Origin of the sequence: Protofrankia sp. BMG5.30 (genome assembly GCF_001983005.1) — a bacterium.
GTDB classification, from domain to species: domain Bacteria; phylum Actinomycetota; class Actinomycetes; order Frankiales; family Frankiaceae; genus Protofrankia; species Protofrankia coriariae.
The window spans coordinates 111,563-135,219 of the sequence record NZ_MOME01000020.1 but is presented as its reverse complement, the minus strand read 5'-3'; the positions used below and the strand labels follow the sequence as shown (position 1 = coordinate 135,219).

19 protein-coding genes and 6 pseudogenes are annotated in these 23,657 nt (G+C 67.7%); 10 read left to right on the top strand and 15 right to left on the bottom strand.

Annotated features, from left to right (window positions below):
• Positions 1–124: 124 nt before the first annotated feature.
• Positions 125–364: pseudogene (locus BL254_RS29455) on the bottom strand (hypothetical protein); the annotation flags it as partial.
• Between the two features lie 238 nt (positions 365–602).
• Between BL254_RS29455 and BL254_RS13560 the strand changes: the two are divergent.
• Positions 603–956 (top strand): annotated as a pseudogene (locus tag BL254_RS13560) (transposase family protein); the annotation flags it as partial.
• 48 nt (positions 957–1,004) lie between these two features.
• Here the strand turns inward: BL254_RS13560 and BL254_RS13555 are convergent.
• Positions 1,005–2,033 carry an ImmA/IrrE family metallo-endopeptidase gene (locus BL254_RS13555; protein WP_076843472.1) on the bottom strand — a complete coding sequence of 343 codons (1,029 nt, stop codon included), beginning with the start codon at positions 2,031–2,033 and terminating at the stop codon, positions 1,005–1,007.
• A gap of 200 nt (positions 2,034–2,233) precedes the next feature.
• Between BL254_RS13555 and BL254_RS13550 the strand changes: the two genes are divergently transcribed.
• From BL254_RS13550 to BL254_RS13535, 5 genes and pseudogenes are all read left to right on the top strand, one after another.
• The gene (locus BL254_RS13550; protein WP_076843471.1) at positions 2,234–3,184 is read left to right on the top strand and encodes a CBASS cGAMP-activated phospholipase; all 951 of its coding nucleotides are present in this window, start codon (positions 2,234–2,236) and stop codon (positions 3,182–3,184) included.
• 11 nt (positions 3,185–3,195) lie between these two features.
• Entirely contained in the window at positions 3,196–4,350 is a 1,155-nt protein-coding gene (locus BL254_RS13545; RefSeq protein WP_371390601.1) for a cyclic GMP-AMP synthase DncV-like nucleotidyltransferase, read from the top strand.
• A gap of 121 nt (positions 4,351–4,471) precedes the next feature.
• Entirely contained in the window at positions 4,472–4,783 is a 312-nt protein-coding gene (locus BL254_RS27710) for a hypothetical protein (protein ID WP_217699282.1), read from the top strand.
• A 310-nt stretch (positions 4,784–5,093) separates the two neighbouring features.
• Complete coding sequence (locus tag BL254_RS13540; RefSeq protein WP_076843470.1) at positions 5,094–6,149, top strand: integrase core domain-containing protein; 1,056 nt, start codon at positions 5,094–5,096, stop codon at positions 6,147–6,149.
• A pseudogene (locus BL254_RS13535) lies at positions 6,127–6,498 on the top strand (dihydrofolate reductase family protein); the annotation flags it as partial. The gene BL254_RS13540 and the pseudogene BL254_RS13535, both read left to right, overlap by 23 nt.
• 676 nt (positions 6,499–7,174) lie before the next feature.
• Here BL254_RS13535 and BL254_RS13530 read toward each other — a convergent pair.
• The 3 genes from BL254_RS13530 to BL254_RS27065 all read right to left on the bottom strand — a co-directional run bounded on the left by BL254_RS13530 (position 7,175) and on the right by BL254_RS27065 (position 8,416).
• Complete coding sequence (locus tag BL254_RS13530; RefSeq protein WP_076843469.1) at positions 7,175–7,885, bottom strand: IS6 family transposase; 711 nt, start codon at positions 7,883–7,885, stop codon at positions 7,175–7,177.
• Positions 7,885–8,061, bottom strand: a complete 177-nt coding sequence (locus BL254_RS27070; RefSeq protein WP_157180534.1) for a hypothetical protein — start codon at positions 8,059–8,061, stop codon at positions 7,885–7,887. The genes BL254_RS13530 and BL254_RS27070 overlap by 1 nt, the downstream gene beginning before the upstream one ends.
• Before the next feature lie 181 nt (positions 8,062–8,242).
• Positions 8,243–8,416, bottom strand: coding sequence for a hypothetical protein (locus tag BL254_RS27065; protein WP_157180535.1), 174 nt, complete (start codon positions 8,414–8,416; stop codon positions 8,243–8,245).
• A gap of 401 nt (positions 8,417–8,817) precedes the next feature.
• Between BL254_RS27065 and BL254_RS13525 the strand changes: the two are divergent.
• Both BL254_RS13525 and BL254_RS29450 read left to right on the top strand, forming a co-directional pair.
• A pseudogene (locus tag BL254_RS13525) lies at positions 8,818–9,497 on the top strand (IS110 family transposase); the annotation flags it as partial.
• Between the two features lie 72 nt (positions 9,498–9,569).
• Positions 9,570–9,689 (top strand): annotated as a pseudogene (locus tag BL254_RS29450) (cardiolipin synthase); the annotation flags it as partial.
• On the opposite strand, the gene BL254_RS29445 reads toward BL254_RS29450, so the two are convergent.
• Positions 9,654–10,091 carry an effector-associated constant component EACC1 gene (locus BL254_RS29445; protein WP_371390594.1) on the bottom strand — a complete coding sequence of 146 codons (438 nt, stop codon included), beginning with the start codon at positions 10,089–10,091 and terminating at the stop codon, positions 9,654–9,656. The pseudogene BL254_RS29450 and the gene BL254_RS29445 sit on opposite strands and share 36 nt — an antisense overlap.
• Before the next feature lie 843 nt (positions 10,092–10,934).
• A complete protein-coding gene (locus BL254_RS13515) occupies positions 10,935–11,156 on the bottom strand; it encodes a hypothetical protein (RefSeq protein ID WP_254858110.1) in 222 nt (73 codons plus the stop codon).
• A 280-nt stretch (positions 11,157–11,436) separates the two neighbouring features.
• Here BL254_RS13515 and BL254_RS13510 point away from each other — a divergent pair, with 280 nt between their 5' ends.
• Positions 11,437–11,811: a PadR family transcriptional regulator gene (locus BL254_RS13510; RefSeq protein ID WP_047223938.1), complete on the top strand. Its 375-nt coding sequence runs from the start codon at positions 11,437–11,439 to the stop codon at positions 11,809–11,811.
• Entirely contained in the window at positions 11,808–13,172 is a 1,365-nt protein-coding gene (locus BL254_RS13505; protein WP_076843467.1) for a permease prefix domain 1-containing protein, read from the top strand. Before BL254_RS13510 ends, BL254_RS13505 begins: the two co-directional genes overlap by 4 nt.
• A 371-nt stretch (positions 13,173–13,543) precedes the next feature.
• Here BL254_RS13505 and BL254_RS13500 read toward each other — a convergent pair whose 3' ends face one another.
• The 8 genes and pseudogenes from BL254_RS13500 to BL254_RS13465 all read right to left on the bottom strand — a co-directional run bounded on the left by BL254_RS13500 (position 13,544) and on the right by BL254_RS13465 (position 23,625).
• The gene (locus BL254_RS13500; RefSeq protein ID WP_047223940.1) at positions 13,544–14,071 is read right to left on the bottom strand and encodes a GNAT family N-acetyltransferase; all 528 of its coding nucleotides are present in this window, start codon (positions 14,069–14,071) and stop codon (positions 13,544–13,546) included.
• Positions 14,068–14,364, bottom strand: a complete 297-nt coding sequence (locus BL254_RS13495) for a DUF1778 domain-containing protein (protein ID WP_047223941.1) — start codon at positions 14,362–14,364, stop codon at positions 14,068–14,070. The genes BL254_RS13500 and BL254_RS13495 overlap by 4 nt, the downstream gene beginning before the upstream one ends.
• A gap of 289 nt (positions 14,365–14,653) precedes the next feature.
• A pseudogene (locus BL254_RS29440) lies at positions 14,654–14,791 on the bottom strand (lantibiotic dehydratase); the annotation flags it as partial.
• Positions 14,792–15,036: 245 nt separating this feature from the next.
• On the bottom strand, positions 15,037–18,294 hold the full coding sequence (locus BL254_RS13485) for a type I restriction endonuclease subunit R (RefSeq protein ID WP_076843465.1): 3,258 nt from the start codon (positions 18,292–18,294) through the stop codon (positions 15,037–15,039).
• 209 nt (positions 18,295–18,503) lie between these two features.
• Positions 18,504–18,875, bottom strand: a complete 372-nt coding sequence (locus BL254_RS13480) for a MerR family transcriptional regulator (RefSeq protein WP_047223942.1) — start codon at positions 18,873–18,875, stop codon at positions 18,504–18,506.
• A 27-nt stretch (positions 18,876–18,902) separates the two neighbouring features.
• Complete coding sequence (locus BL254_RS13475) at positions 18,903–19,664, bottom strand: SDR family NAD(P)-dependent oxidoreductase (protein WP_076843464.1); 762 nt, start codon at positions 19,662–19,664, stop codon at positions 18,903–18,905.
• A 165-nt stretch (positions 19,665–19,829) separates the two neighbouring features.
• Positions 19,830–21,851: a TOTE conflict system archaeo-eukaryotic primase domain-containing protein gene (locus BL254_RS13470; protein WP_052914752.1), complete on the bottom strand. Its 2,022-nt coding sequence runs from the start codon at positions 21,849–21,851 to the stop codon at positions 19,830–19,832.
• A gap of 457 nt (positions 21,852–22,308) precedes the next feature.
• A complete protein-coding gene (locus tag BL254_RS13465) occupies positions 22,309–23,625 on the bottom strand; it encodes a hypothetical protein (RefSeq protein ID WP_139342300.1) in 1,317 nt (438 codons plus the stop codon).
• Between the last annotated feature and the right edge of the window lie 32 nt (positions 23,626–23,657).

Genomic DNA, 23,657 nt, shown 5'->3' with positions numbered 1-23,657 from the left:
TTCTTGCCCGTCGGCAACAGCAGCTCCAGCACGGCCCATTGCTCGTCCGTCAGATCTCCACGCGCCACGAATCAAGATCATCTCACGCCCAGGATTCACTTTCGACACAGGCCCTAGTGCCGCATCAGGCAACGTTTGCCCGGTCGACGATCCGCTTAAGTTTCCGATCTTGGGTGTGCTGGTTCCGCCAGATAATGTAGCGGCGGATCATGCTRGCCTGGGCGCGGTGGTTGCGGTGGTCGGTGCCGTCGAGAGCGAAGTAGCGCAGGGCGGTGAACTGGGCCTCAATCCGGTTCAGCCACGAGCTGTAGGTGGGGGTGTAAGCGATCTCGACGTTGCTCGCCGCCGCCCAGTCCCCGACTCGGCTGTCCTGACCAGCCTCGACCCCACCGGACGAGGCAGAGCGAAGTGGATGATCCGCTGGAAGGCACCCCTCAACGCCTTCGACCTGGCGTTCGACGGACGCCTGTCCGCCGGCCGGAAGTAGACCAGCTCACARCAATGGTCCGGATGTAGCACCAACATCACCCGTTACACCGTTAACTTGGCTCTGTCTCRGATTCGGTGGTGACGGAGAGAGCCCGATCATCTCACGATAAGTCATGTGCGATGACAGCAAGCTTGTGACCATGGCGTTCTCGGGRTTATCGCCGCTGGTCGTGGAGGATGTGACGGACGACGGTGAGTGGATCCGGGTGCGAGCACGGACACCGGACCTGCCTGCCGCCTGCCCGGGCTGCGGCGCCCCGAGCAGGCGGGTGCACGGCTACCACCAGCGGACCGTGGTCAACCTGCCCATCGACGCCCGCCGGGTGGCCGTGACCGTCCGGGTCCGCCGCCTGGTCTGCCCGACCCGCGGCTGCCGCCAGACCTTCCGTGAACAGCTGCCCGGGGTGCTGGAGCGCTATCAGCGGCGCACGTYCCGCCTGACGGTCCAGATCGGCGCGGTGGTCCGTGTCGTGCAGAAGGATACGTGACCTCGTCGGAGATCCACCGACGTTCGCTCAGGCGGCGCTGGTCGCGGCTGCAATGTCGTTGACGACGTGGACCGGTAGGTATGCACGAGCTGGTTGACTCGCCTCCGAGGCGAGGAAGTCCAGCAGGTGCCGGGGTTGTTCGGGCGGACCGAGCGGTACGGGTTCGAGACGGCGCCAGCCTCGGGCTGAGGCTGCCTTGATGGCTGTCAGGTAGGTGCTTTCGMTCATGCGCTGCAGTGTGCGGGCGCGCATGAGCAGAGCCGCGAGGGATACCTGCCAGTGCCGTTTCAGCTCGAACAGTTTGGGCCAGTCAACGGTGATCGGGAGCTGGTCGCGGATCTCGTCTGCGGGCATGAGTAGCGCGGCCGCGAACCGGTGCGCTTGGGTTTCGACTTGCTTGATACCCCACATCTGTTCGCCGTGTAGGACGAGATGGGCAAGTTCGTGGGCGGCGTCGAACCTCGATCGGGCACGGTCGTTCTTGTCAGCACCGAGGACGAYGACGGGATGGTCAGGGAACGGCAGCGAGAAGGCGTCCACGTCGGCGCTGCCCAACGGGAGCCTGATCACGACTACTCCGTGGTTCTCCAGGAGCTCGACGACGTCGGTGATAGGACCGGGCGGTACACCCCAGCGCGCCCGGATCTGCCAGACGATGCGCTCGATCTCGTCGACCGGGGTGTCGAGGTCGCTGGCGGGGATCTCCGGCACGTTGCTGGCGGGGAACCGGCCGGCTGCAGCCGCGTACAGCGCGAGGTCATGTGCAACGTGCGCGACCGCGCGGGCGCGACGTCGGTCCACGACGGCGGTGCGGCGCAGGGAGCGGAAGAAGCCCTCGTGGGTTTCGGTCACCGGCTGAGCGAAGAACCCGGCCGGCACCATGAGCGCGGTGCTGAGAGCGGCGACGGTATCGGGGCTGGGCTGCACGGCCCCGCTCTCGAACTGGCTGATTGCGGCGGGCGAGAGAGCGACCTCGGTGGCCAACCGGCTCTGGYTGAACCCAACGAGTTCGCGGGCAATGCGTAGTCGCGCATGTTCGAACGTTGGCGTGYCCATCGCTCCCCTCACCCGATCTTGCTCTCCGCATTGTGGCTGATCCGGGCGTCGCCTGGCATCACGACACAGTAGAACAGGTGCCCTTCAAGTGCAGAAGTACGCACCGAAATCAATGCCGTGATATTAAGTATGATCGACAGCACGGTCAGGGCGGAGGAGCGCATCGTGGGCTGGGGTGTGAAGCGGTTGGGTGGCGGCGGGTGACCGACGGACGGTTCCAGATCCTGTCGTTGGACGGCGGTGGGCTACGGGGGATGTTCTCGGCCGCAGTGCTCGYGCGCCTGGAGGAAGACCTCGATGTGCGGATCGTCGACCACTTCGACCTGATCGCCGGCACTTCGACCGGCGGGATCATCGCGCTCGGTCTCGGCCTGGGGATGTCGCCCCGGCAGATCCTGCAATTCTATACCGACCATGGCCCGCGGATCTTCCGTGACCGGAGCCGGCTGCGGGGGGTGCGGCATCTGCTGCGTGCCAAGTACGCCTCTGAGCCGCTGCGCGCCGCCCTTACCAAGGTGCTCGGCGAGCGGACGTTCGGGGAAAGCACCAAGCGGTTGCTGATCACGTCGTACAACATCGGTGCCGACGACGTGTACCTGTTCCGTACGCCACACCTGCCGACGTTGAAGCGGGACTGGCGTGAGAAAGCGGTCGACGTTGCGATGGCCACCGCTGCGGCCCCAACGTACCTGCCCGGCATGTCCCTGGATGGCGCACGCTTGGTCGACGGCGGAGTGTGGGCGAACAACCCGGCGATGGTGGCCCTGACCGAGGCCGTCGGACCGCTCGGCCAGCCTTTGGATGCCGTCCGGGTGTTCAGCCTGGGCACCACGATCGACCTGCCCCGCCGCAGCCGTCGCCTTGACCGCGGCGGGCTGCTGCCGTGGGCCCGCGACGCGGTCGAGGTTCTGATACGCGCCCAGAGCGAGAGCGCGACCAAGCAGGTCGGGCACTTCCTGAGCAACGACCGGGTACTACGGCTTAACCCCACGGTGCCTACGGGCGCCCTCTCCCTAGACAAGGTCGATGCCGACGACCTGATCGGCCGCGCCAGCCACGAGAGCCGTGTGGCCTCGCCCAGCTTTACCCGTTGCTTCGCCGACCACACCGCGCCGGCGTATGTGCCCTACTACCCGGCCCAGGAGGACTGACCGTGGACACCATGGAACAGATGTTGTCGATGCTGCTCGACGGCGCCGTCGAAACCCTCGACATTGCGCCCCACCTGCAGCAGCTCGCCGTTGAACGCTATGAGGAGGTCGGCTCTTGGCTCGCCGAGCACGGTGGGTACCGGTGCCGGATCTACCCGCAGGGCTCGTTCCGGCTCGGCACCGTCGTGCGCCCCGACAGCCGCACCGGCGAGTACGACATCGACCTGGTGTGCTGGCTGCTGATCGCCAAGGAGAGCATCACCCAGGCCGAATTGAAGCAGCGCGTCGGCGATCTGCTCCATGCCTACCTGCGGTGGAAGAAGCGGCACGGCCATACCGACGGGCCGAAGACCTGCCAGGCCCGCCGCCGCTGCTGGACGCTCAGCTACCCTGACCACGGCTTCCACCTCGACGTGCTGCCAACCATCCCGGACGTGGACCACCCACCGACCGGCATCCTGCTGACGGACAAGCAGTTGTACCGGTGGCAGCACAGTAACCCGATCGGCTACGCCACCTGGTTCCGCCGGCAGTCGGAACAGCTTCAGCAGCTTCTCGTCGAGGCCGCCGCCAAGCGGCACATCAACGTCGCCGACGTACCCGAGTGGGAGGTCCGCAGCACGCTGCAGCGGGTTGTACAGATCCTCAAGTGGCACTGCATGCTCCGGTTCGCCCATAACCCGGACAACCGGCCCCCATCCATCCTGATCACCACGCTGACCGCCCAAGCGTACCACGGGGAGGTGGACCTGTTCACTGCGACCCGCAACTTGTTGAACCGCATGGATGACTTCATCGAGAACCGTCACGGCAAGTGGTGGGTGCCCAACCCCGCACACGAGGAGGAGAACTTCGCCGACAAGTGGAACGAGTACCCGGAACGGCGGGAGGCGTTCTTCGCCTGGCATCGGGACATCACCACTGTGCTCGACGACCTGGTCCAACTGCAGGGCAAGGGACTGCAGGTAGTGGCTTCACGTATGGCGGAAAGCTTCGGCCCCGATGYGGTGCAACTGTCCGCGCAACGCTACGGCGACTGGCTGCGCCGCCAGACCGAGAGCGGCGCGCTCCGCATGACCGGCACCGGCCTACTCACCACGACTGTGGCCGGTACGCCCGTCCGCAGGCATACCTTCCATGGCCAGCACACCGACCCGCGCGGTTAACCTGACCAGGCAGTTGATCGCGATCCGCGCCACACTGCCCACCGCTACGGGAAGAGTCCGCCGTGGCGAACTGGACTGCCTTATGTGCATCAGGYCGTCGCCAGCCAGCCAGGTCTACACAGTGCGCCTGCTTTATCGGCATGGACGCCGCCCCCGGATCACCGTCACCGATCCGCAGCTTACGCTGCGCCCTGATGCGCACGCCTTACCGCACGTCTACGCCGGAGATGAGCTGTGCCTTTATTACCCCGGCGAGTGGAGGCATGACATGTTGTTGTCGGCCACTATTCTGCCTTGGATCGCTGAATGGCTGATCCACTACGAACTGTGGCTTATCAGCGGCCATTGGGTCGGAGGCGGATCGGGATACACCTATATAGGGACGCAGGACCCAGGCTGCGTCCAGCAAGCAACCAAGCCCGAGGYCGCTTGACGTAGGACCGAGTTACAGTTCTACACTCCCTGCCAGGTACGGCCATAGTGGATGCGTCACGGAACTGCCGGTACCCCCGCGCAGAAAGTCACCCGTTCTGCGACCTCGGGTGGGAGAGCAGTTTGCGGATCTCATCGGCGCTGGGATGCTGTGGGCCGTGAAGACGGGTCAGGTCGGCGAGTAGGTCACGCAGTGTGGTTTCTGCTTCGTCGCGTCGGCCTGTGGGGTGCCAGAAGTCGGCTTGGGTCTGTGAGCTGGGATGATGTGACGGCGCGACTGTTGGCATGATGGTCAGCTATGTCCGTGTGAGGTGCTCTATCTGATCTTCGTGCGGGTGTGTGGCTGGCTTGTCCTACTCGGCCGTTCGTCGGCGTCCAAGGACATCGAGTTGCTCGTGCTGCGGCACGAGGTCGCGGTGCTACGCCGCACCCAGCCGAAGCCCCGGTGGGACTGGGCGGACCGGGCGGTACTCGCCGCACTGATCCAACTTCTGCCGAAGACACTGCGAGCGCACCGGCTGATCACCCCAGGGGCCGTCCTACAGTGGCATCGCCGTTTGGTTACACGGAAGTGGACCTACCCGCAGCGGACTGGACGACCGCCGGTCAGCACGGAGATCGCGACCCTCATCGAACGACTCGCGACCGAGAACATGACGTGGGGGTACCAGCGGATCCAGGGTGAGCTACTCAAGCTCGGCCACCGGGTCGGCGCGTCCACGATCCGCCGAATCCTGACGTCCCTCGGGCTGCCCCCGGCCCCGAWACGCCAGACCGACACGACTTGGCGGCAGTTCCTGCGCACCCAGGCATCGACCATGCTGGCGGTGGACTTCTTCCACGTGGATTGCGCCGTGACGCTCCAGCGTCTGTACTGCTTCTTCGTCATGGAGGTCGGCTCCCGTTACGTCCACGTCCTCGGGGTCACCGCCAACCCGGACGGACCGTGGACCACCCAACAAATCCGGAACCTCCTGGTGGACCTCGGTGACCAGGCGGCCGACTTCCACTTCCTGGTCCGCGACCGGGCCGGGCAATTCACCGCATCCTTCGACGCGATCCTCGCCGACGCCGGCATCACCACGGTCAAGATCCCACCCCGAACTCCGCGGGCGAACGCCTACGCGGAACGGTTCGTCCGCACGGTCCGGACCGAGGTCACCGACCGGATGCTGATCTTCGGCGAGCGGCATCTGCGTACCGTTCTGGCCGAGTACGCGACCCACTACAACGGACGACGACCCCACCGCGGCCGTGACCTTCAACCACCACGGCCCGACCACCCCGTTGCAGACCTGACCAAGGAACGGATCAAGCGCCAGCCCGTCCTCGGAGGCCTGATCAACGAATACGAGCGAGCCGCCTAAAAGACCAGGTCAACGCCGGTGGCCGAGTTCTGGCACCCCACAGGTGTTCTCCTCGAGGATCGACAAGGTCGACTGGAACACCCGCCTGGTCACCGGCGACGCGATCGCCGAGATCACCCGGCTCAAGGCCGAGGACGGCGGCCCAATGAACATCGGCGGCGCAACGCTCGCCGGGGCGGCCATGCGCGCCGGGCTGATCGACGAGTACGCGATCGCCGCCTATCCGGTCCTGGTGGGCAGCGGCACGCCGTTCTTCACCGCGCTGGACAGCTGGGTGAACCTGAACCTGGTTGAGACGCGGACGTTTCCCGGCGGCRTGGTCCTGACCAGGTACGAGACGAGGCGCTGAGCAGCAGCACCCACGCGCTAGTCTCACGGCGATGTCGTATACGACATCGGTACGACACGGCCCGTGAGATTACGACATCAGCCGCGAGACCCTACAAAGGAACGATTGACTGGCAGAGTGCTGTTATTCGAACCCTGCCGTATTCCGCCATCGTCGTGCGACGCTGCACTCGGGACTATCGTTCGAATCCGTCCAATGAGGCGGAAGTGTCAAGCAACGCGGGCGGACCCCCGCGTTGGCCTGGAAGGCGCTCGTGCTCCTTGCGCGGCTGGCCCGTGGGCATGCCGCTGGGCGTGGTCCGACTCCGGCGCGAGGCTGTCGCCCATGTCGTGATCCCACCGGAAGAAGATCTGTCGGCCGGCGTTCGGGCCGGGAGTAGCCCTACGGAAAGCGCAGATCGTCAGGCTAGCCTTACGAGTACGCAGTTCTGGATCTGGAGCGGCCCGGTACCGTTCTGGCCAGGCACACCCCACGCTGCGGGAGAGGTACGCGATGATGGTCGGGTGAGTACGCGGCGGGTGGTGCTGGTGGTGACATGCCTGGCGGTTGCCGGGCTTGCAGTTCTCTTCCTGGTGACGCAGCGGGATGAAGCCGCGTGGGCGGCGACGGTGGTCTCGGCGGGGCTCTGTTGCATTGGGCGGAGGCAAGGCACGGTGGACCTGTGCCGGGCGGGTGCTCAGACGGCCAGCGMGAGCTCGGTGAAGGCAGCCGTCAGCCGCTGGCGGGGTTCGGCGTCCGTTCCGAGTTCATAGTGGCCGCGGCGGATGTTCTGCACGAACGCCTGCCCGGCGCCGATCACCTGCACGGAACGGAAACGTTTCAGCCCGCGCATCGGCCGCAGCCGCGCCTTGAACCTGCCATGATCTGCTTCGATCGGGTTGTTCGCATACCGTTCGTCGATGTGCTGGGCGGCGGGTAGCTGCTCGTCAAGGACCCGCGGGTAGGCGGCGGCCCGGTCGGTGGTCACCTCGCACGGCCGGCGGCCGTGCGACAGCGCCTGGGTGAGGAAGCATCGGGCCGCGGTCAGGTCCCGATGCTCACTGGCGAGGACGTCGATGACCTGGCCGAACTGGTCGATCGCCCGGTACAGGTAGGTCCACCGACCGGCGACCTTCACATACGTTTCGTCGACAAACCAACGATCACCCGGCGTGTGCCGGCACGGCCGGGCCGCGTCGATCAGCAGCGGGGTGAACCGGCGCACCCACCGGTAGATCGTGACGTGGTCGACGACGAGACCGCGTTCGGCGAGGAACTCCTCGACGTCGCGGTAGGACAGGGCGTAGCGCAGGTACCAGCGAACCGCCAGCACGATCACCTCGGGTGGGAACCGAAAACCGGCGAACTCCGAAGCTGGGACCGGTGGACGGGCAGGACGTCGACCCATCACCCGATCATGCCCGAGTGGTAGCTGCGGTGGTGGACTTCGCCAACGCAACAGTGCCCATCCGTGCTGAACCCGGCCTCCTCGAACCGGTTCCGCAGCCAGTGCGCGGTATCGGTGAACTCGGTGAACACCAGGAGCTGGCCGCGGCCGGAGGGATCCCATGCCGGTCGAGGCATTCCATGAGCGCCGTCCACTTGGCCGGAGCGGCGACCTGCTCCGCGGCGCGCAACGTGTCCAGGAGCGCGGCCACGCGGGCCAACTCCGCCTGCCTGTCCCGAGTCCGGGCGGACACGAGCGCGTCCTCCGCCCGAGCCCAGGCGTCATCATCATCGGCCGCCCCGCCCAGTCCTCCAGCGGTCAGCAGGTCGTCGGGAGCGTCGGGGTGCCGCGTGTGCCCGCCGCCGCTTTCAGTGCGTTCTCACGGCGGCGGATCGTCACCGCCGCAGCGTGCAGGCTGGATGCTGCGCGCTTGCCGTAGATAGACCGGGCGAGGACGGCGCTGTCGGCGTAGAAGGCGTCCACGTAGTCCATGACCGCGTCGTAGCCGGCTGCCTCGTGGGAGGGGACTGTAAAACCAACGGTGTAACTCCCTTGTGACACTCTGTGCATACGCGCAGGTAGAGGAGGCACCAGATGGGCAGCATGACGACCGATCCGGCGACGGAGACGATCGCGGACAAACCCGCCGACGCCGCCGGCGGGGTGGCGCCGGTGCTCGACGAGGGGTGCCGGTAGCCGCCGGTGGGTGAGCGCTCTCCTCACCTGGACGCAGTCGAGTCCTATGGTCAGACCGCGCCCCCACCGGTGATCGGGAGGATGGACCGCTGATGGGATGCCGTGCCCGCCCACCGTGGCGTGAGCACTTGACCATTAGGGCGCTGGTGGTTCTCCCGCGGGCTGCTGATCGTGCTGTTGGGAGAGCGGAGGCGGGGTTGCTGTTCGTCGGGGACGACTGGGCCGATGATCATCATGACGTGGAGGTCCAGGACGAGACGGGACGGCGGCTGGGCAGGGCCCGGCTGCCCGAGGGCGTGGCCGGAATCGCCCGGCTGCACGAGCTGATCGGCCGGCACCTCGGCGAGGACACCGACCCCGCCCAGGTGGTGGTCGGGATCGGGACCGACCGAGGCCCGTGGGTCCAGGCGCTGCTCGCCGCCGGCTACCAGGTGATCGCGGTGAACCCGATGCAGGCCGCCCGCTACCGGGAACGGCACTCGACCTCGGGGGCCAAGAGCGATGCCGGGGACGCGCATGTGCTGGCGGACATGGTGCGCACCGACCACCACCAGCTGCGCCCGGTCGCCGGCGACAGCGAGCTGGCCGAGGCGCGGTGAAGGTCGTCACCCGGGCGCACCAGACGCTGGTCTGGGAGCGCACCCGGCACCTCCTGCGGCTGCGCGGCGCGCTGCGGGAGTACTTCCCCGCGGCGTTGGAGGCGTTCAACGATCTGACCGCCCCAGATGTGTTGGAGCTGTTGGGCAAGGCAGCGACCCCGGCCACGGCGGGACGGCTGACCGTGGCGCAGATCAGCGCCGCGCTCAAACGCGCCGGCCGGCGGAACATCGCGGAGAAATCCCGGGCGATCCGGGCCGCCTTCCAGGCTCCTCAGCTGACCAGCCTCGACCCCACAGCCGCGGCCGAGCCCGGTGGCCGGTGCGACCCGCCCCTGGACAGCCATGCAAAAATGATCATCATTGATCACGCCCTCATGCTGACGACCAGCGCGAACTTCTCCTACAACGCCGAGAACACCAACATCGAACTCGGGCTACTCGTCCACGACACCGCCATAGCCTCGTCCGTCGAATCCACCATGCGAGCCCAACACGGCGTTCTCTACGAGAGAGTCGTCCCCACCGGAACCGGCCGGACAGGGAGCTGGCGCGGTGACGGGTGACCGCCCCGTTTCCAGCTCCCCATCCGGCCAGTCACCCCGGCCACCCGGTCGTTCCCCAACGTCGGCCTGCGCCTCGGATGGTGTCTGCGAGTCCGACAGCCCGCGAACGACGTCCGCGATCTGGCGTCGGAGTCCTTCCGCGTCCAGGTTCCGCACGTTGGTTGCGTTCAGATCAATCGCCGGACCGTCCGGCCCCGACGTTACGGTGACCGTCACGTCCCCGACGCGGGTCCGGAGCCATGTGACGAGCACCGTGGCGAACCCGGTTCCGGCAGCGCCGAGCAACGCCAGGATCGAYGGCCAATCCACACCTCGCCCCAAGCCGCACCGTGGTGGCTCCCCGATCGTCACCCAGTGCTGCTCGACTGGCACGTAAGACACGTCCGCTGCTGGATCGGGGCCGGCAGCGAAAGACTCTCGCTGCTCTGCCCCGAGTGTGCCGCCCCGGACGGAGCTGCCAGTATCCCCTGGCTGGTCGTGCCGTTCCGAGGCGAGGTCAAACCTCCAGAGAGCCTCGGCAGAGTCGTTCCCATCGACACCTGGGTACGACAATCCCCCCGTTTTTTCCTGCGCTCATTGAACGGCCGAAGTGCAGGGACTGTCAATGGCTACGCACCGAGATTGATATCTAACGATCTGTGATCGTTATGAGCGTGGCAGTAAATCGATCAGCCGGTGCCGCCGTCCCTTCGCGTGCGACATACGACGCAGGGAAACCGGATCCGCTGCGGCTCCGGACTCCGATGAGACACGGCGGCCGGCAGCGGATGATCCGATCGACGCCAGCATCTCCACGAGTGCGTCGGCGCCCACCCGCGACCGTGGAGCCGTCCAGCAACAGCACTTCAGATCTTGAAACATCCCATGAACCCCGACAAAGGCAGCTCGCGAATATTCGAACGAAAATGCTCCTCGACGTCCGGGAGCTAGGCGATGACGTGTCATCGTGGCCCACAGCGGATGTATTCGCAGGTAGGGAACGGGCACGCTGCTCGGAGGGCGTGTTCCAACAGCCCTCGTGGGAAAAACCGGTCTCGTCTCCGCACAGCCGTGCTACCGACCACCGGGAAACCGCACGACTCACCACCGGATCATGATCGACTGGTCTGTGAGCGGCGGGGCTGGCCCGGGCGTGCCGCACGGTCCTCGGAGTCAGCGGGTGTGGCCGGGTAGGGACGTCCAGCGGTCGGGATCGACGCCGCCGAGCCAGCGGTCGATGTCCGCGCGCCACCACACCCGGGTGCCGCCCCAGGTCCGGGTGCGATTGACCGTCGCGGCCGGCGCGGGCGCGACGGGATCGATCCGCAGCCGACGGTCGACGGCCTGCCGGGTCAGACCGAGGACGACAGCGATGTCGGAGGACCCCACGAACACCGGCGGCTCATCCACAGGACCCGACGATAACCGGCCCGCTCCCAGGCCCGCTCCGGATCCGGGAGGGCGACACCCCCACCGGCATGAGCAGACCACGCCCATGACGTCACGGCCGCTGACCAGCCGCGATGACAGCCGCGATGAGCTGGCTCGGGCGGCCGAGCATCATCCAGTCGTAGCCGCGACCGATACCTAGTAGTACTATGCAAAGCACTGCTAGGGTTCCCCGCTCGAATCCCGTCCAGGGCCCGGGCGGGGAGATCGAACGGAGTGAGGCCTGGTGAAGGTCGCCAAGGATCTGGTGGCCGCCTCGGCGACGCCGATGGTGCTCGGCATCCTGGCCGAGGGGGAAAGCTACGGCTACGCGATCCTCAAACGGATCCACGAGCTGTCMGGCGGCGAGCTGGACTGGACCGAGGGTCTGCTGTACCCGCTGCTGCACCGGCTTGAGCGCCTCGGCTGCGTGGAGGCGACCTGGCGGTCGGCGACCGGCGAGCGGCGGCGCAAGTACTACCGCATCACCGACAAAGGCCGGGCCGAGCTGGCCGAGCAGCGCCGCCAGTGGGACACGGTGGTGGGCGCGCTGCGGGACATCTGGCTCGACCCACACGACCGCGGGACGCTGCCAGCGATCCCGCTGGAGGGCCTGGCATGACCGCGCCGGACAGCCCCGTCGAGCTGGAGTCGCAGTTCGCGCAGTGGCGACGCTACGTGCAACGCCGCCGCGAGCTGGCACAGCCCGACGCCGACGAGCTGGAGGACCACCTGCGCGGCTCCGTCGACGCGCTCGTCGCGGCCGGGCTGAGCACGGACGAGGCGTTCCTGGTCGCGGTGAAACGGATGGGCAGCCTCGACGAGCTCTCCCGCGAATTCGCCCGGGAGCACTCGGAACGGCTGTGGAAACAGCTGGTGCTGACCGGTAGCGGGACCGTGGACGCCCGGTCGCGCAGGGACCTGCGGGCGCTGGTCCTCTGCGCGGTCGGCGCCGCGGTGTCGGTCCGGGTGCCGGAACTGTTCGGGGTGAGCCTGGAACACGACGGCGCGTTCTACGGGCCRAACGTGGGCGTTCTCGTGCTGCCCTGGCTGGCGGGTTTCCTCGCCTGGCGCCGCCAGGTCCGCCGCCCGCTGCTCGGGGTGCTGGTCGCGCTGTTCATGCTCGGCGCCGTGGCGGCCAACGTCTACCCGCTGGCCGAGACGTCGCAATCGGTGGTGCTCACCAGCATCCACCTCCCGATCGCGCTGTGGCTCGTGGTCGGTCTGGCCTACGCGGGCGACGAATGGTGCTCGCCGCGCCGGCGGATGGACTTCATCCGGTTCACCGGCGAGTGGTTCGTCTACTTCGTGCTCCTCGCGCTCGGTGGCGGCGTGCTCATCGCGTTTACGGCCGGCACCTTCAAGGCGATCGGGATCGACCCGGAGGTGTTCCTCGCGCAGTGGCTCCTCCCCTGCGGCGCAGCGGCCGGTGTCGTTGTCGCCGCGTGGCTCGTCGAGGCGAAGCAGAACGTGGTCGAGAACATCGCGCCGGTGCTCACCCGGCTGTTCACCCCACTGTTCACCGCCGTGCTGCTCGCCTTCCTCGTCGCCGTTGTCTGGACCAGCTCCGGCATCGACGTCGAGCGGGAGGCGCTGATCCTGTTCGATCTGCTGCTGGTAGTGGTGCTGGGGCTGCTGCTCTACTCGATCTCGGCCCGCGACCCGCTGGCGCCCGCCGGCCCGTTCGACCGGCTGCAGCTGGCCCTTGTGGTGAGCGCGCTGGCCATCGACGTGCTGGTGTTACTGGAGATCACCGGGCGGATCACCGAGTTCGGCACCACYCCGAACAAGGCCGCGGCTCTCGGTGAGAACATCCTCCTGCTGGCCRACCTCGCCTGGTCGGCGTGGCTGCTGCTGGGGCTGGCCCGCCGGCGCACCCCGTTCGCGGCCCTCGAACRCTGGCAGACCGGTTATCTGCCGGTGTACGCGGCGTGGGCGTGGATCGTGGTCCTCGCCTTCCCRCCCCTGTTCGGCCACGTCTGATCGACTGCGTATGAGTGAGCTGGGAACGTGCCCACAGGACTGCGAAGATCCGCGCCTTGTACTGTTTCCACAGGTCAGCCGGTACGTAACAACGAGTAGTGGACCTGAGTAACCACAATACGAACCGCCATCCACCCTGCCCGGACCGGTCATCGCCCTCGMTATCGCGCCTGGCAGGCCGTCTAACTGCACCGACACTGCTCCCRTAGACAGATGCCGGACCGCGCCGTCGGTCAGCGCGTCGACAGCGCCGTTGGTCGCGGTCCCCCAGGAGTCGTCAGAACGCGGCGCCGGTGACCGACCGGCGGGCCGCGCCCGGTGGTCGGCGGACCATCACGCGTCGCCTCCGAATCGGGACCGCATGGACTTGGTCAAGTACTGCCGAGGGCCTTGCGGAGGTCCTTCATCAGGAGGAACAGGTGCATGGGGTCGGTGGGGCTGGGCTCGAACTTTGCCAGGCGCAGGTAGAAGCCGCGGGCGGTCTCGTTCTCGCAGTGGATCAGCAGGGCCCGCACTCCGATGACCTCCCCGGCGGCGGCAACGCGGCGCAGTGCGTCGACCACCAAGGCCTGGCCCAGCCCGGCGCCCTGGACCGACAGATCTACACCGAGCCGGGTGAGGATGACCACCGGCTGGTGGTAGCGGCCCGCGCCCTGCGTCAGCCGCCGCGGCGCCTGCGTCGGCGCGACCGACCCCGCCGCCAGCGCGTAGTAGCCGACCACCCGCCGATCGCCGTCCTCGGCGTCGGTGACCACGTACACCCGGGATGAGCCCGATTGGTGCGCCTGCAACGCGTGCGCCGTCAACCAGGACGACTGCGCCGCCGACCCGCAGTCAAACCCGGACAGCACATGGCTGGCGGTCGCCGGTTCGACCGGGCCGAACCGGCGACCGCTCACCGACCGGCCTGGCCAGGCGCGGACTGGTCCAGCACGGTGGGTGCCGACAGCAGCTCCCGCAGCCCCGCCACCTCGGACGCCGGCCGGTCCAACGCATGGTCAAACGCCTGCCAGGCCACCTCGTCCAGGATGAACACCCGCCGATCCGCCAGAATGTCGGCCGCCGCCTCAGTAGCGGCCTTCAACACGAACGCCGACACCGTGCTCCCGGAGGCCGAGCTGGCGGCCTCCAGCAGCGCCTTCTGCGCCGGCTCCACCCGAAGGTGCAGCCGATCGTCCTTCGCACCCGTCACCCCACCAGCGTACGCACAACGTACGCCATGCACCAAGGCATGCGCGGCTACGCTCACTGCGTCACACGTTCCCGCACAGCCGAGAACTCATGCCGGACGTGATCATGCTGGCGGTCCGCATGGCCGGGCCGCGTCGATCAGCAGCGGGGTGAACCGGCACACCCACCGGTAGACGGTCACGTGGCCAACAACGAGACCTCGCTCCGCGAGGAGCTCCTCGACGTCCCGGTAGGACCCGGCGTAGCGCCGGGTCGAGCAGATCGAGGAACCGGCCTGTGGTCGCCCCAGCGGCGCGCGCGGCCCCTGTCACCAGCAGCTCGAAGTCCCCTCGTTGGAGCGCGGACCGGCTCGTGGCATGGACCTGCACGAAGACCTCAACATGGGGTGGGACCTGCCGCGCCGCAATGMCCCCCACAAGGATGTCGATCTCCCGGTCGTCCAGGGTCACCTCGATGGCACCACGCACCGCTGCCGTCTGCGCGTGTCGCGGACAGCGAAGTCCAAGCCTTCGATTGTCATCCGCGCAGGCCGGGAGCTTGCCATAGAGCAAGAATAGGAGTCGTGCTGGCCCATCGGGGCACCCGGCCCCGGTGGGTGGTGTGGTCTGTCCACGCCCCTGCCCCTGTCCGTGGGTTACCCGGGCCCGCTGCTGCCACCGGCGCGCTGGCGCACTTACCAGGCCTCGGGCAGGACGGTGGCGATGATCGCGGCATGGTTGTGCCGTGCCAGCTCGACGAGCTGGTCGGCGATGGCCTCCGCACGCTCCTGGTCGAACAGATCACCGTCGTCGATGAACACGTCCGCGACCGCCACGGTGATCCAGCTGTGCAGGCGTTGCCGCGCATGGGCGTTTCCCCAGAAGCGCACCCTCCCGATCTCCCCGCATAGATGATCGACGATGAAGACGGTCAGCTCGGCGACGGCCTCACCGGCGACCGGTGTCATCTCCTTGCCCTCGGCGAGCCGCTCCGCCCGCAGGACATCGAAGAAGAGACGTTCGACCGGAGTCAGCTGGACGCCGTCCGGTGCGTCCTCAGGCCGCTCGGACGTCGCACGGCCGGCGCGGGCCTTGTCGATCAGCCCGCCGAGTTCGAGAACAAGCTGCTCCCACTGGTCCCGTAGCCGGTCGAGGATCTCCGACAGCTGCTGGGACAGGGTGCGTGCACGGACCGGGTCGGCGTCGAGCATGCCACTGATGTGGTGGCGCAGCGCATGCTCCATCTCGGACGCCTTCGCCCGGTTCGAGGTCAGCCCGCCGACCTTCTCGTCGAAGTGGGCGTCGGTGATCGACACCGGTGGGATCTTCTGGATGATACCGAGCGCGACAACATGGTCGTCGATCAGTCGGCGGACCTTGTCGCCGTAGACGGAGACGCCGAAGTCCGCGTCCTCGCGCTCGTACCGCCGCCGCGCGAGCAGACCGATCACCCCGAACGCCTTCGTGTCGGCCACATAGGGCAGCGCCTCCGGCCGGGGCAGGACCGTCTCCAGGCTGCGGGTCAGCGCCCGGTAGGCGACCTGGAACGTCGCCCGCAGCGCGTCGTCGGCCAGCAGTTGGACGCAGGCTTCCTGATCGGTGGGGGTGGCGAAACGGTCCTGACCACGGCTGGTGAACAGCCCGCGGACCTTGGCATGCCGGTCGGCCAGCAGCGGAAGCTCATCGGTGATACTCGCCAGCGCGCCCTGGACGTCCTCCGCGGCATACGCTTCCAGCGCGGCGTGCAGGTGCTTGGCGACACCGAAGTAGTCGACGACGTAGCCGTTGGCCTTGCCCCGCGCGGTGCGGTTCACCCGGGCGATGGCCTGGAGCAGCTCCGCCTTCTTGATCCGCCGGTCGAGGTAGAGAACCTGATCGACAGCGGCGTCGAAGCCGGTCAGCAGCATCGATTTGACCAGTAGGAAGGCGACCGTGCTGGTCGTGGCCGGGTCCGGCGCCGGGTCGCCGGGCGCGGGCAGCGGCTTTTTGAACTCCTCGATGACGGTCCTCTGCCGGGCCTCGTCGGTCCAGTCCCGCCAGTCCTTCTCGTTCTGCTCCCCGGAGATGACCGGGATGAAGTCGAGGCGGGCGATCAGGTCGCGGTACGGCCAGGCCCGCACGTCCCGTAACCGGGCACGCCCGACGCCGGGGATCCCCTCGGGGGAGGCGGCCCGGTCCGCGGCCTCGGCCGTACGCAGCTCGGCGGGCAGCGCGTCAAGACGGGCGACCATCTCGTCGCGGGCGGCCACCAAAGCGTCGCGGTAGCGCACAGCGGCGAGCCGGCTGGTCGCGACGGCCTGGGCCTTGAACCCGCCGGGCAGTACGGTGTCGACATAGTGGCGGAGCATGTCGCGGGCCTTCGCCGCGATCATCTTCTCCGCTTCCAGGACGTTGCCGGTCGTTCCCCAGCGGCGTCGGATCTTCGCCAGCTCCGCGTCGGTGCGGTCGGGGAACATGTCCTCGAACAGCTCGTCGAGATCCTCGGCGTCCTGGACGTCGCTCTTCGTCGTGCGGCCCTCATAGCGGATCGGCACGGTCGCACCATCCGCCTCGGACTGGCCGATGGTGTACCGATCCAGATACGGGCCGAAGATCGCATGGGTACGTTTCCGCTTCCCCATGATGATCGGGGTCCCGGTGAACCCGATCCGCGCCGCGTTCGGCAACGCGTCCAGCAGCACGGCGTGCAGCGCGCTGCTATGTGAGCGGTGCGCCTCGTCCACGAGCACCACGACGTTCTCGGACGGGTCGAGCACCCCGAGGGACTTCACCTCCAACGGGGCGTCCTTCGCCGCGTCCGGGTTCCGATACTTCTGGATCATCGCGAAGAGCAGCGCCTTGCCTGGGACGGACAGCAGCGAACGCACCTGCTGGACGTTCCTCGCCGTCCGGGGCGTCTCCCCGGTGAGCTCGGCGGTCCTCGCGAGCTGGTCCTGGAGGTCCTTCCGGTCGGTGACGACCACGACCTTGAACCCGACGAGACCGGGCCGGGTCCGCATGACCCGGATCAGGAACACCATGGTCAGCGACTTGCCCGAGCCCTGGGTATGCCAGATGATCCCRCCACGCCGGTCGAACTCGCCGTCCACCGCACGGGTCTTCCCCGTGGCCAGCCGGTGGACGGTCCGCTGAACAGCCCGGTACTGCTGATAGCGAGCAACGATCTTCACCGTCCGCCCACTCTGCGTCGGCATGAACAGCGTGAAGTGCCGGACGACGTCCAGCAGCCGCTCCGGGGCGAGCATGCCGGCGACGAGCCGCTGCTGGCTGGTCAGCTCACCGACACCGAGCGCCTCGGCGACCTCGGCCTCCGGCGTCGGTTCGGTCGTCTTCCACTCGGCGAAGTGATCCGGCTCCGAGGTGAACGTGCCGACCTTCGCCACATCCCAGCTCGTGGCCACGACGAACTGGTTGGTGTGGAACAGCCGCTCGTTACCCTCCCGGGCCACAGCGCCACGCTGGTCGGCATACCGCGCCAGCTGACGGATCGCCTTCGCCACCGGCGACGACACCGTCGGGCTCTTCGCCTCCACGACCACCAGCGGAATGCCGTTGACGAACAGGACGATGTCCGGCTCGATGTACCGGCGGCCCTGGCTGCCCGGGATATCCACCCGGAACTGATTGATCACCAGGAAGTCGTTGTTCGACGGGGTATCCCAGTCGATGAACCGGACCCGGCGGCTCCGGCCACCATCCACCTCCGGAATCCCCTCGACGGGCAGCCCGAGCAGCAGCAGCTCGGTCAGCGCCTCGTTGACCTCGACCAGCCTGGCCGCCTTCGGCCGGGTCAGCGCGGCAACAGCCGGGGCAACCCGGCCGTCATCAAGCCACGGCCCACCATCCGGCCCCGGATTGATCCGCCGCAGCGCTGTCCGCAACCGCCCCTCCACCAGCACCTCGGAGAACGACGTCCGCCCACTCGCAGCCGGATCATGCTTCGACCCGGCCAGATGCGCCCAGCGTCACGTCCGGGATGTCTCCTGGCTGCATAGCGGGCGTAGCCGTCGCATCCCGCCGCCGGCCTGCCCGGGAGCACCTTGCCGCGCCGCGCGGCTGGGGCCTGCTGGAGCGCCCGACAGCCCAGGCATGAGACATATCCAGGGGGCTGTCCCATCGTGCTCCGACAGTTCTTCGACCTCTCTGTCGTGAGACAACCGGGTCAGGCCACCGGGCGGATCCGGCCGCCGGTCTTGTAGCGGAGTGCGGCTTCCAGCCGGTCGCGGGCCTCGGTTTGGGCCGCGATCCGTTCGTTGAGGACCGCCAGCCGTTCCAACGCGACCCGCAGACCCTTCTCTGACGGCGGTGCGGCAGCCACATCGCCGTCCAGACAGGGCAGGAACACCTGCACGTCGTCGAGGGTGAGTCCGGCGGCCAGCAAGTAGCGGATGTTGCGGACCCCTCCCACAGTCCGTTCGTCGTAGATGCGGTAGCCGTTGGGGGTCCGCTCGGAGGAAATCAGCCCGGCCTGTTCATAGTGCCGCAGCGCACGGGGGGTCGTGCCGGTCGTCCTGGCCAGCTCGCCGATCCTCACCCGTGYCACCTCCAGCGGCCACTCCTATCACGCCACGACCGCCCCGCCGTCGACCGGGAGCACGACTCCGGTAACGAACGACGCAGATGGTGAGGCGAGCTGAGTGATGACCCAGGCCACCTCCTCGGGCTGACCGATACGACCCAGCGGGGTGTGGGCCAGCTGCCATTCCCGCACCGCGGCCCTTCGCTCCGGCRCCAGGCCCTGGTGCTCGCCGATCGGGGTGTCGATCGCGCCGGGAGCGACCGCGACCACGCGGATGCTGCGGGGTGCCAGTTCGACCGCCCAGCTGCGGGTCAGCAGTTCCAGCGCGGTCTTGGTCGCCGCGTAGACCGAACTGCCCGGCCACGCCCGCTGCCCCACCGAGGTGCTCACATTGACGATCACCCCGCCGGTCGCCTCCAGGAGGGGTAGCGCGGCCTGGGTCAGCAGGATGGGTGCGATCAGGTTGGTAGCGATCTGCGGGATGATCGTCTCCGGTGTGAGAGTGCCGAGGGCACCGCCGCGCACGATGCCGGCGTTGTTGACCAGCACGTCCAATCGGCCGTGCAGCTCCCGCACGATGTGGATGATGCGCTCGGGCTCTCCCGCAGCGGTGATGTCCGCGGCCAGCGGGGTGATCCGTTCGTGACCGGCGGCGGTCTCGTGGAGCGGTTCGGCTCGCCGGCCGACGGCGAACACGTGGGCGCCCTCGGCGGCGAAGGCCCGGGCGGTGGCCCGACCGATCCCGGTGCCGGCCCCGGTGACGACGACGATCCTGCTGCTCTGCGGTGCGGCGCTGGTTTCCATGCCGTGATCGTTCAACCTTGCCGCCAGCGGCAAGGTCAAGCAGCGCCGGAGCGATCCCACCGGGCTGGTCCCGCTCCAACTCCCTCGGGGAGGCTGYACTCACCATGCGCTGACCGTCCCACCACTACCGGGAGAAAATAGGTAAGGACCTCGCAGAAAGAAAGATCAAGCCGTGCTGCCCGAACGTCTCGGCAGGTCGGCGAGGGCGTCGACGTGCGCGGTCCGCCGGGTAAGGACGAGGCAGTTCCGGCCGGCGGTCACAGCGGTGTGGACATCCGCGCAGATCATCTGGTTGCGGGTGGTGTTCTCGGTGAGGGCGGTGAAGACGACGGAGGTGATCGCACCGGGCCTGGTGGTGTCGGCGTCGTCGGGAAGGGTGAAGTCGGTGCGGTGGAGGTGCACGACGCGAGCCACCGGCCCGGGGGCGGCGGGGTCGACGATGGGGATGACGTGGCGTTTGGGCCCGCAGTGCATGAAGATGACCGGCCCGAGGCCGTCACGGCGGTAGGCGGTGGCGGTCAGCCCGATCCAGCGGCGGGCGGGGATCCGGCGAACGGCCTTCTCCACGGTGGGGGCGCCGGCATGGTGGGCCTCGTCGACGATCACCAGCCCGTAGGCGGGTAGCCGTTCGGGGGCGTCGTCCATCCGGGCCGGGGTCTGCATCATGGCCAGGTCGATGACCCCGGTCGGTTTGGTCTTCCCGCCGCCGATCCGCCCGATCCGGTCCGCTGTGATGTTCAGGTAGGCGGTGAGGCGGTCTCGCCGCTGGTCCATCAGGGGCGCCCGATCGACCATGATCAGGGTGGGGGTGTGGTGGTGGGCGATCAGCGCGCAGCCCATGACCGTCTTGCCTGATCCGGGTGGGGCCTCCAGAACACCGAGGTCGTGGTGGGCGAGGGCCGCGACCGCGGCCGGTTGGGCGTCACGTAGCGTGCCGGTGAACGCGACCTCGAGGGAGGGTGGGTCGGCGCGACGGTCAGTGATCTTCAGCCGGCTGCCGGCGTCACGGACAAGGTCGGCAGCCTTGCCGGTCATGGCCCGGGGCAGGTAGAGGAACTCCAGATCCTCGACGTAGCAGCGGATGAACCGCGGGGTGTTCCAGTTCGAGATCCGCAGGTTCTCGTTCTTGTAGAACGCCGGGTTCGCCAGGGACGCGGCGTGTTTGAGGGTCGCCAGCAGCGACGGCGGCAGGCCGGCCCGTCGCACGGCGAGCATCCCGGCCCACTCGGCGTGGATCGTCGGCGGCGGTGCCGGCTCGTGTGCCAGCGCGGGACGAAACCAGCGGGTGTCCGGGCCGACCGTGACCGGCCGCATGTCCACGGCCAGACGCTGCACCTCGGCGCGGGAGAGACGCCCCAGACCAGCGAGAAACCCCCACTGATCGTCCATGGGGATGAAGGTGTCCGGGTCGACGAAGATGGTCGTCTGGTGGGCGCGGCGTTCCTTCTGCAACGGCAACGCGATCAGGTTGCCCAGCCCTTCCCCGGCGGCGGGAAGATGGTCCTGAGCGGGAAAGAACCGGTCGTAGCTGTCAAGGCCGAGACCGCCGCGCACAGCCATCGCCTCGCGGAGCAATCCGAACCCGACCGCCCGCGCGTCCAACGCCGGCACCAACTCCTCGAAGAAGATCCATACATGTGCGCCCTGACCGGAACGGGAGATCTCCACCGCTGCCGGCACACCGGCCGCCTGGGCGGCCTGGGCGTAGGCCTGGGCATCGAGCTGCCAGTCGGCGCCGTCGAAGTCGCAGACCAGCAGCCGGCAGGTGTCATCGGCCAGCATCGGGTACAACCCGATCGTCGCCGCGCCGGACAGATGATCGCGGATCACCGCGTCGGTCAGCGGCCGGTACCGTCTGGCCTTCTTCGCCTCCTCCCAGCTCTGCCCCGGTTCCCGGTCGAGAGCGGGAGACCAGCCCTGACGTCCGTCGCGTTCCCACCGGCTGGCATACACATCGTCACGGCCGACGAACAACGACCGGAACAGGGCCACCCGCTCGGCGGCGACACGTTCCACGTCCACCCGCGCCCCCGCCGGCATCGGCCCGGGAACAGCGGGCACCGGAACGCCGGCGGTCTGCGGCGGACGGCCCTCGACTACCGCGGCCAGCCGGGCCACCTCGGCGCGCAACGCCGCGATCTCCACCCGCAGATCGGCGAGTTCCCCCGCGCAGGAACACCCCTCCACGGAAGGAACCGCGGATTCTCCGGGTACGGACATAACCCGATTGCACCACGACAGAACCCACAGCAACCAGAGGAGGATGATATGGATCGAAGGTTGTGTGCTGTAACTGATCGGATCCTGACCTGACTCGAACTGGACGAGACCGCCTGCTGCTGAAACTCACGGCTACGTCCTCCGGGCTCATCTGCCAGYCAGGAGACAGACCCATCGAGGTGAACCGCAGGATGCGGTCGTCGGGGCATGTTTTTGACGGCCCGCTTATCCAGGCAAGAGCCTGGCAGTGGTTGGAGTTCGCCCACCACTGCCGCTGGTCCGACGATGCCGGCAGTGGGCATCCGAGGATCTCCTCAATTTGGTCGAACCCCAACTCCACCGTGCGTCGACCATGATCCTCCGCAGCCTGTAGGTACGTGGTCAGCCGGTCATACCYCCCCATGCGCACCCCCAGCAAGATTCTCTACGTCGACGGCGCTACGAAGCGGACACGCGGGTGCGCCCACGGCGTCGCGATATCCGGGGGCAGTGGCGACGCTGGAACCGTCGGGTCACACACGACTGTCTCGATCTCCTCGTAGCGGCCGATGGCAAGGGTCTCTGCGTGGCACTGCGTACACGGTCCACGTCGCGCGCAGCCAGCACCGGTGATGAGAGTGTGGACGTGCTGGTAGGCATCGTTCGGATGATCTGCCTTGACGGCATACCAGCGACCGGACCGGCTCGTCTCCGGTAGGGCTGCGGCCACCGAGGGCCGCATCGGCAGGTACAGGTCGGTGCCGTCGTGGCGGACTACGAAGATCCGGTCAAGGTAGTCGCAGTCGTCGGGTTCGGGCCGGTGCTCGGCGTACCAGCCGGTGGCGTCGGTGATCGACCCTGGCCCCCAGAGCAGGTCGGYTGGATAGCTGGTCACCTCGTACCGGGAATCGAATTCCCGTAGGCCATGATCAGTAATGTGCTGGACGGGACGGAAAACGGCACGCACGATGATGCACTGCCACGGCTGGTCATCGGGATCCAGAGCGTCGGACAACCCGTCAGCCAGCGCTATCCATAACTGCGTGCCGGCGGTATTCCACACCAGGACGACGATTTCGCGCCGGATGGGGGCGGGGTACAGACGTCCGCCCGGGGTGGCCACACCCCAGAGATGGTTGATGATTTCAGCGAGGTCGCTGAGTGTCCCGGCGGCGTCGACCGGGCTGATCAGATGGTAGCCGGCTGGGTGGGCGGTCATGTTGCGCAGGCTGGCGATCGCCTGTTCGACGGCACGGTTGTGCTGTCCGCGTAGCATGCCCATCCGCCGCGCCCAGCTATACAGGCCGCTCAGCATGCCGTTGAATTTGATGCTCTGTCCATCGCTGATCAGTAGCTTTCGGGAGCGATTCTTGCGGATGACATCGTGTAGTTCCTGGTAGCTGCCGACATCCGCGTCATGAAGGCAGCCGTTCTTCGGGTCGACGAATGTAACGGTTCCCTTGTAATACTCAATGAACCGGTCACGGAGGGCCTGTTCCAGCACCAGCAGGGCGCGGTCGTTGACCAGAGTGAAGATCTCGTAGCAGAACAGCCCGTAGGCGAAGGCTTTGCGGAGGTCGTCGAAGCTGTTGCGGGTGCTCTCGGTGACCTGTGGAACGAGTTCGAACTGGGCGACCACCTGCTGCTGGAACTCGGCTGCGTCCTCCGGGCTCATCTGTCCGCCGGGAGACAGGCCCATCGGGGTGAACCGCAGGGTGCGGTCGTCGACCTGACGCAGCTCGTCGAGCATTTTAACGATCACAGGTGGATCCTTTCCGTCCGCTGGAGAACCGG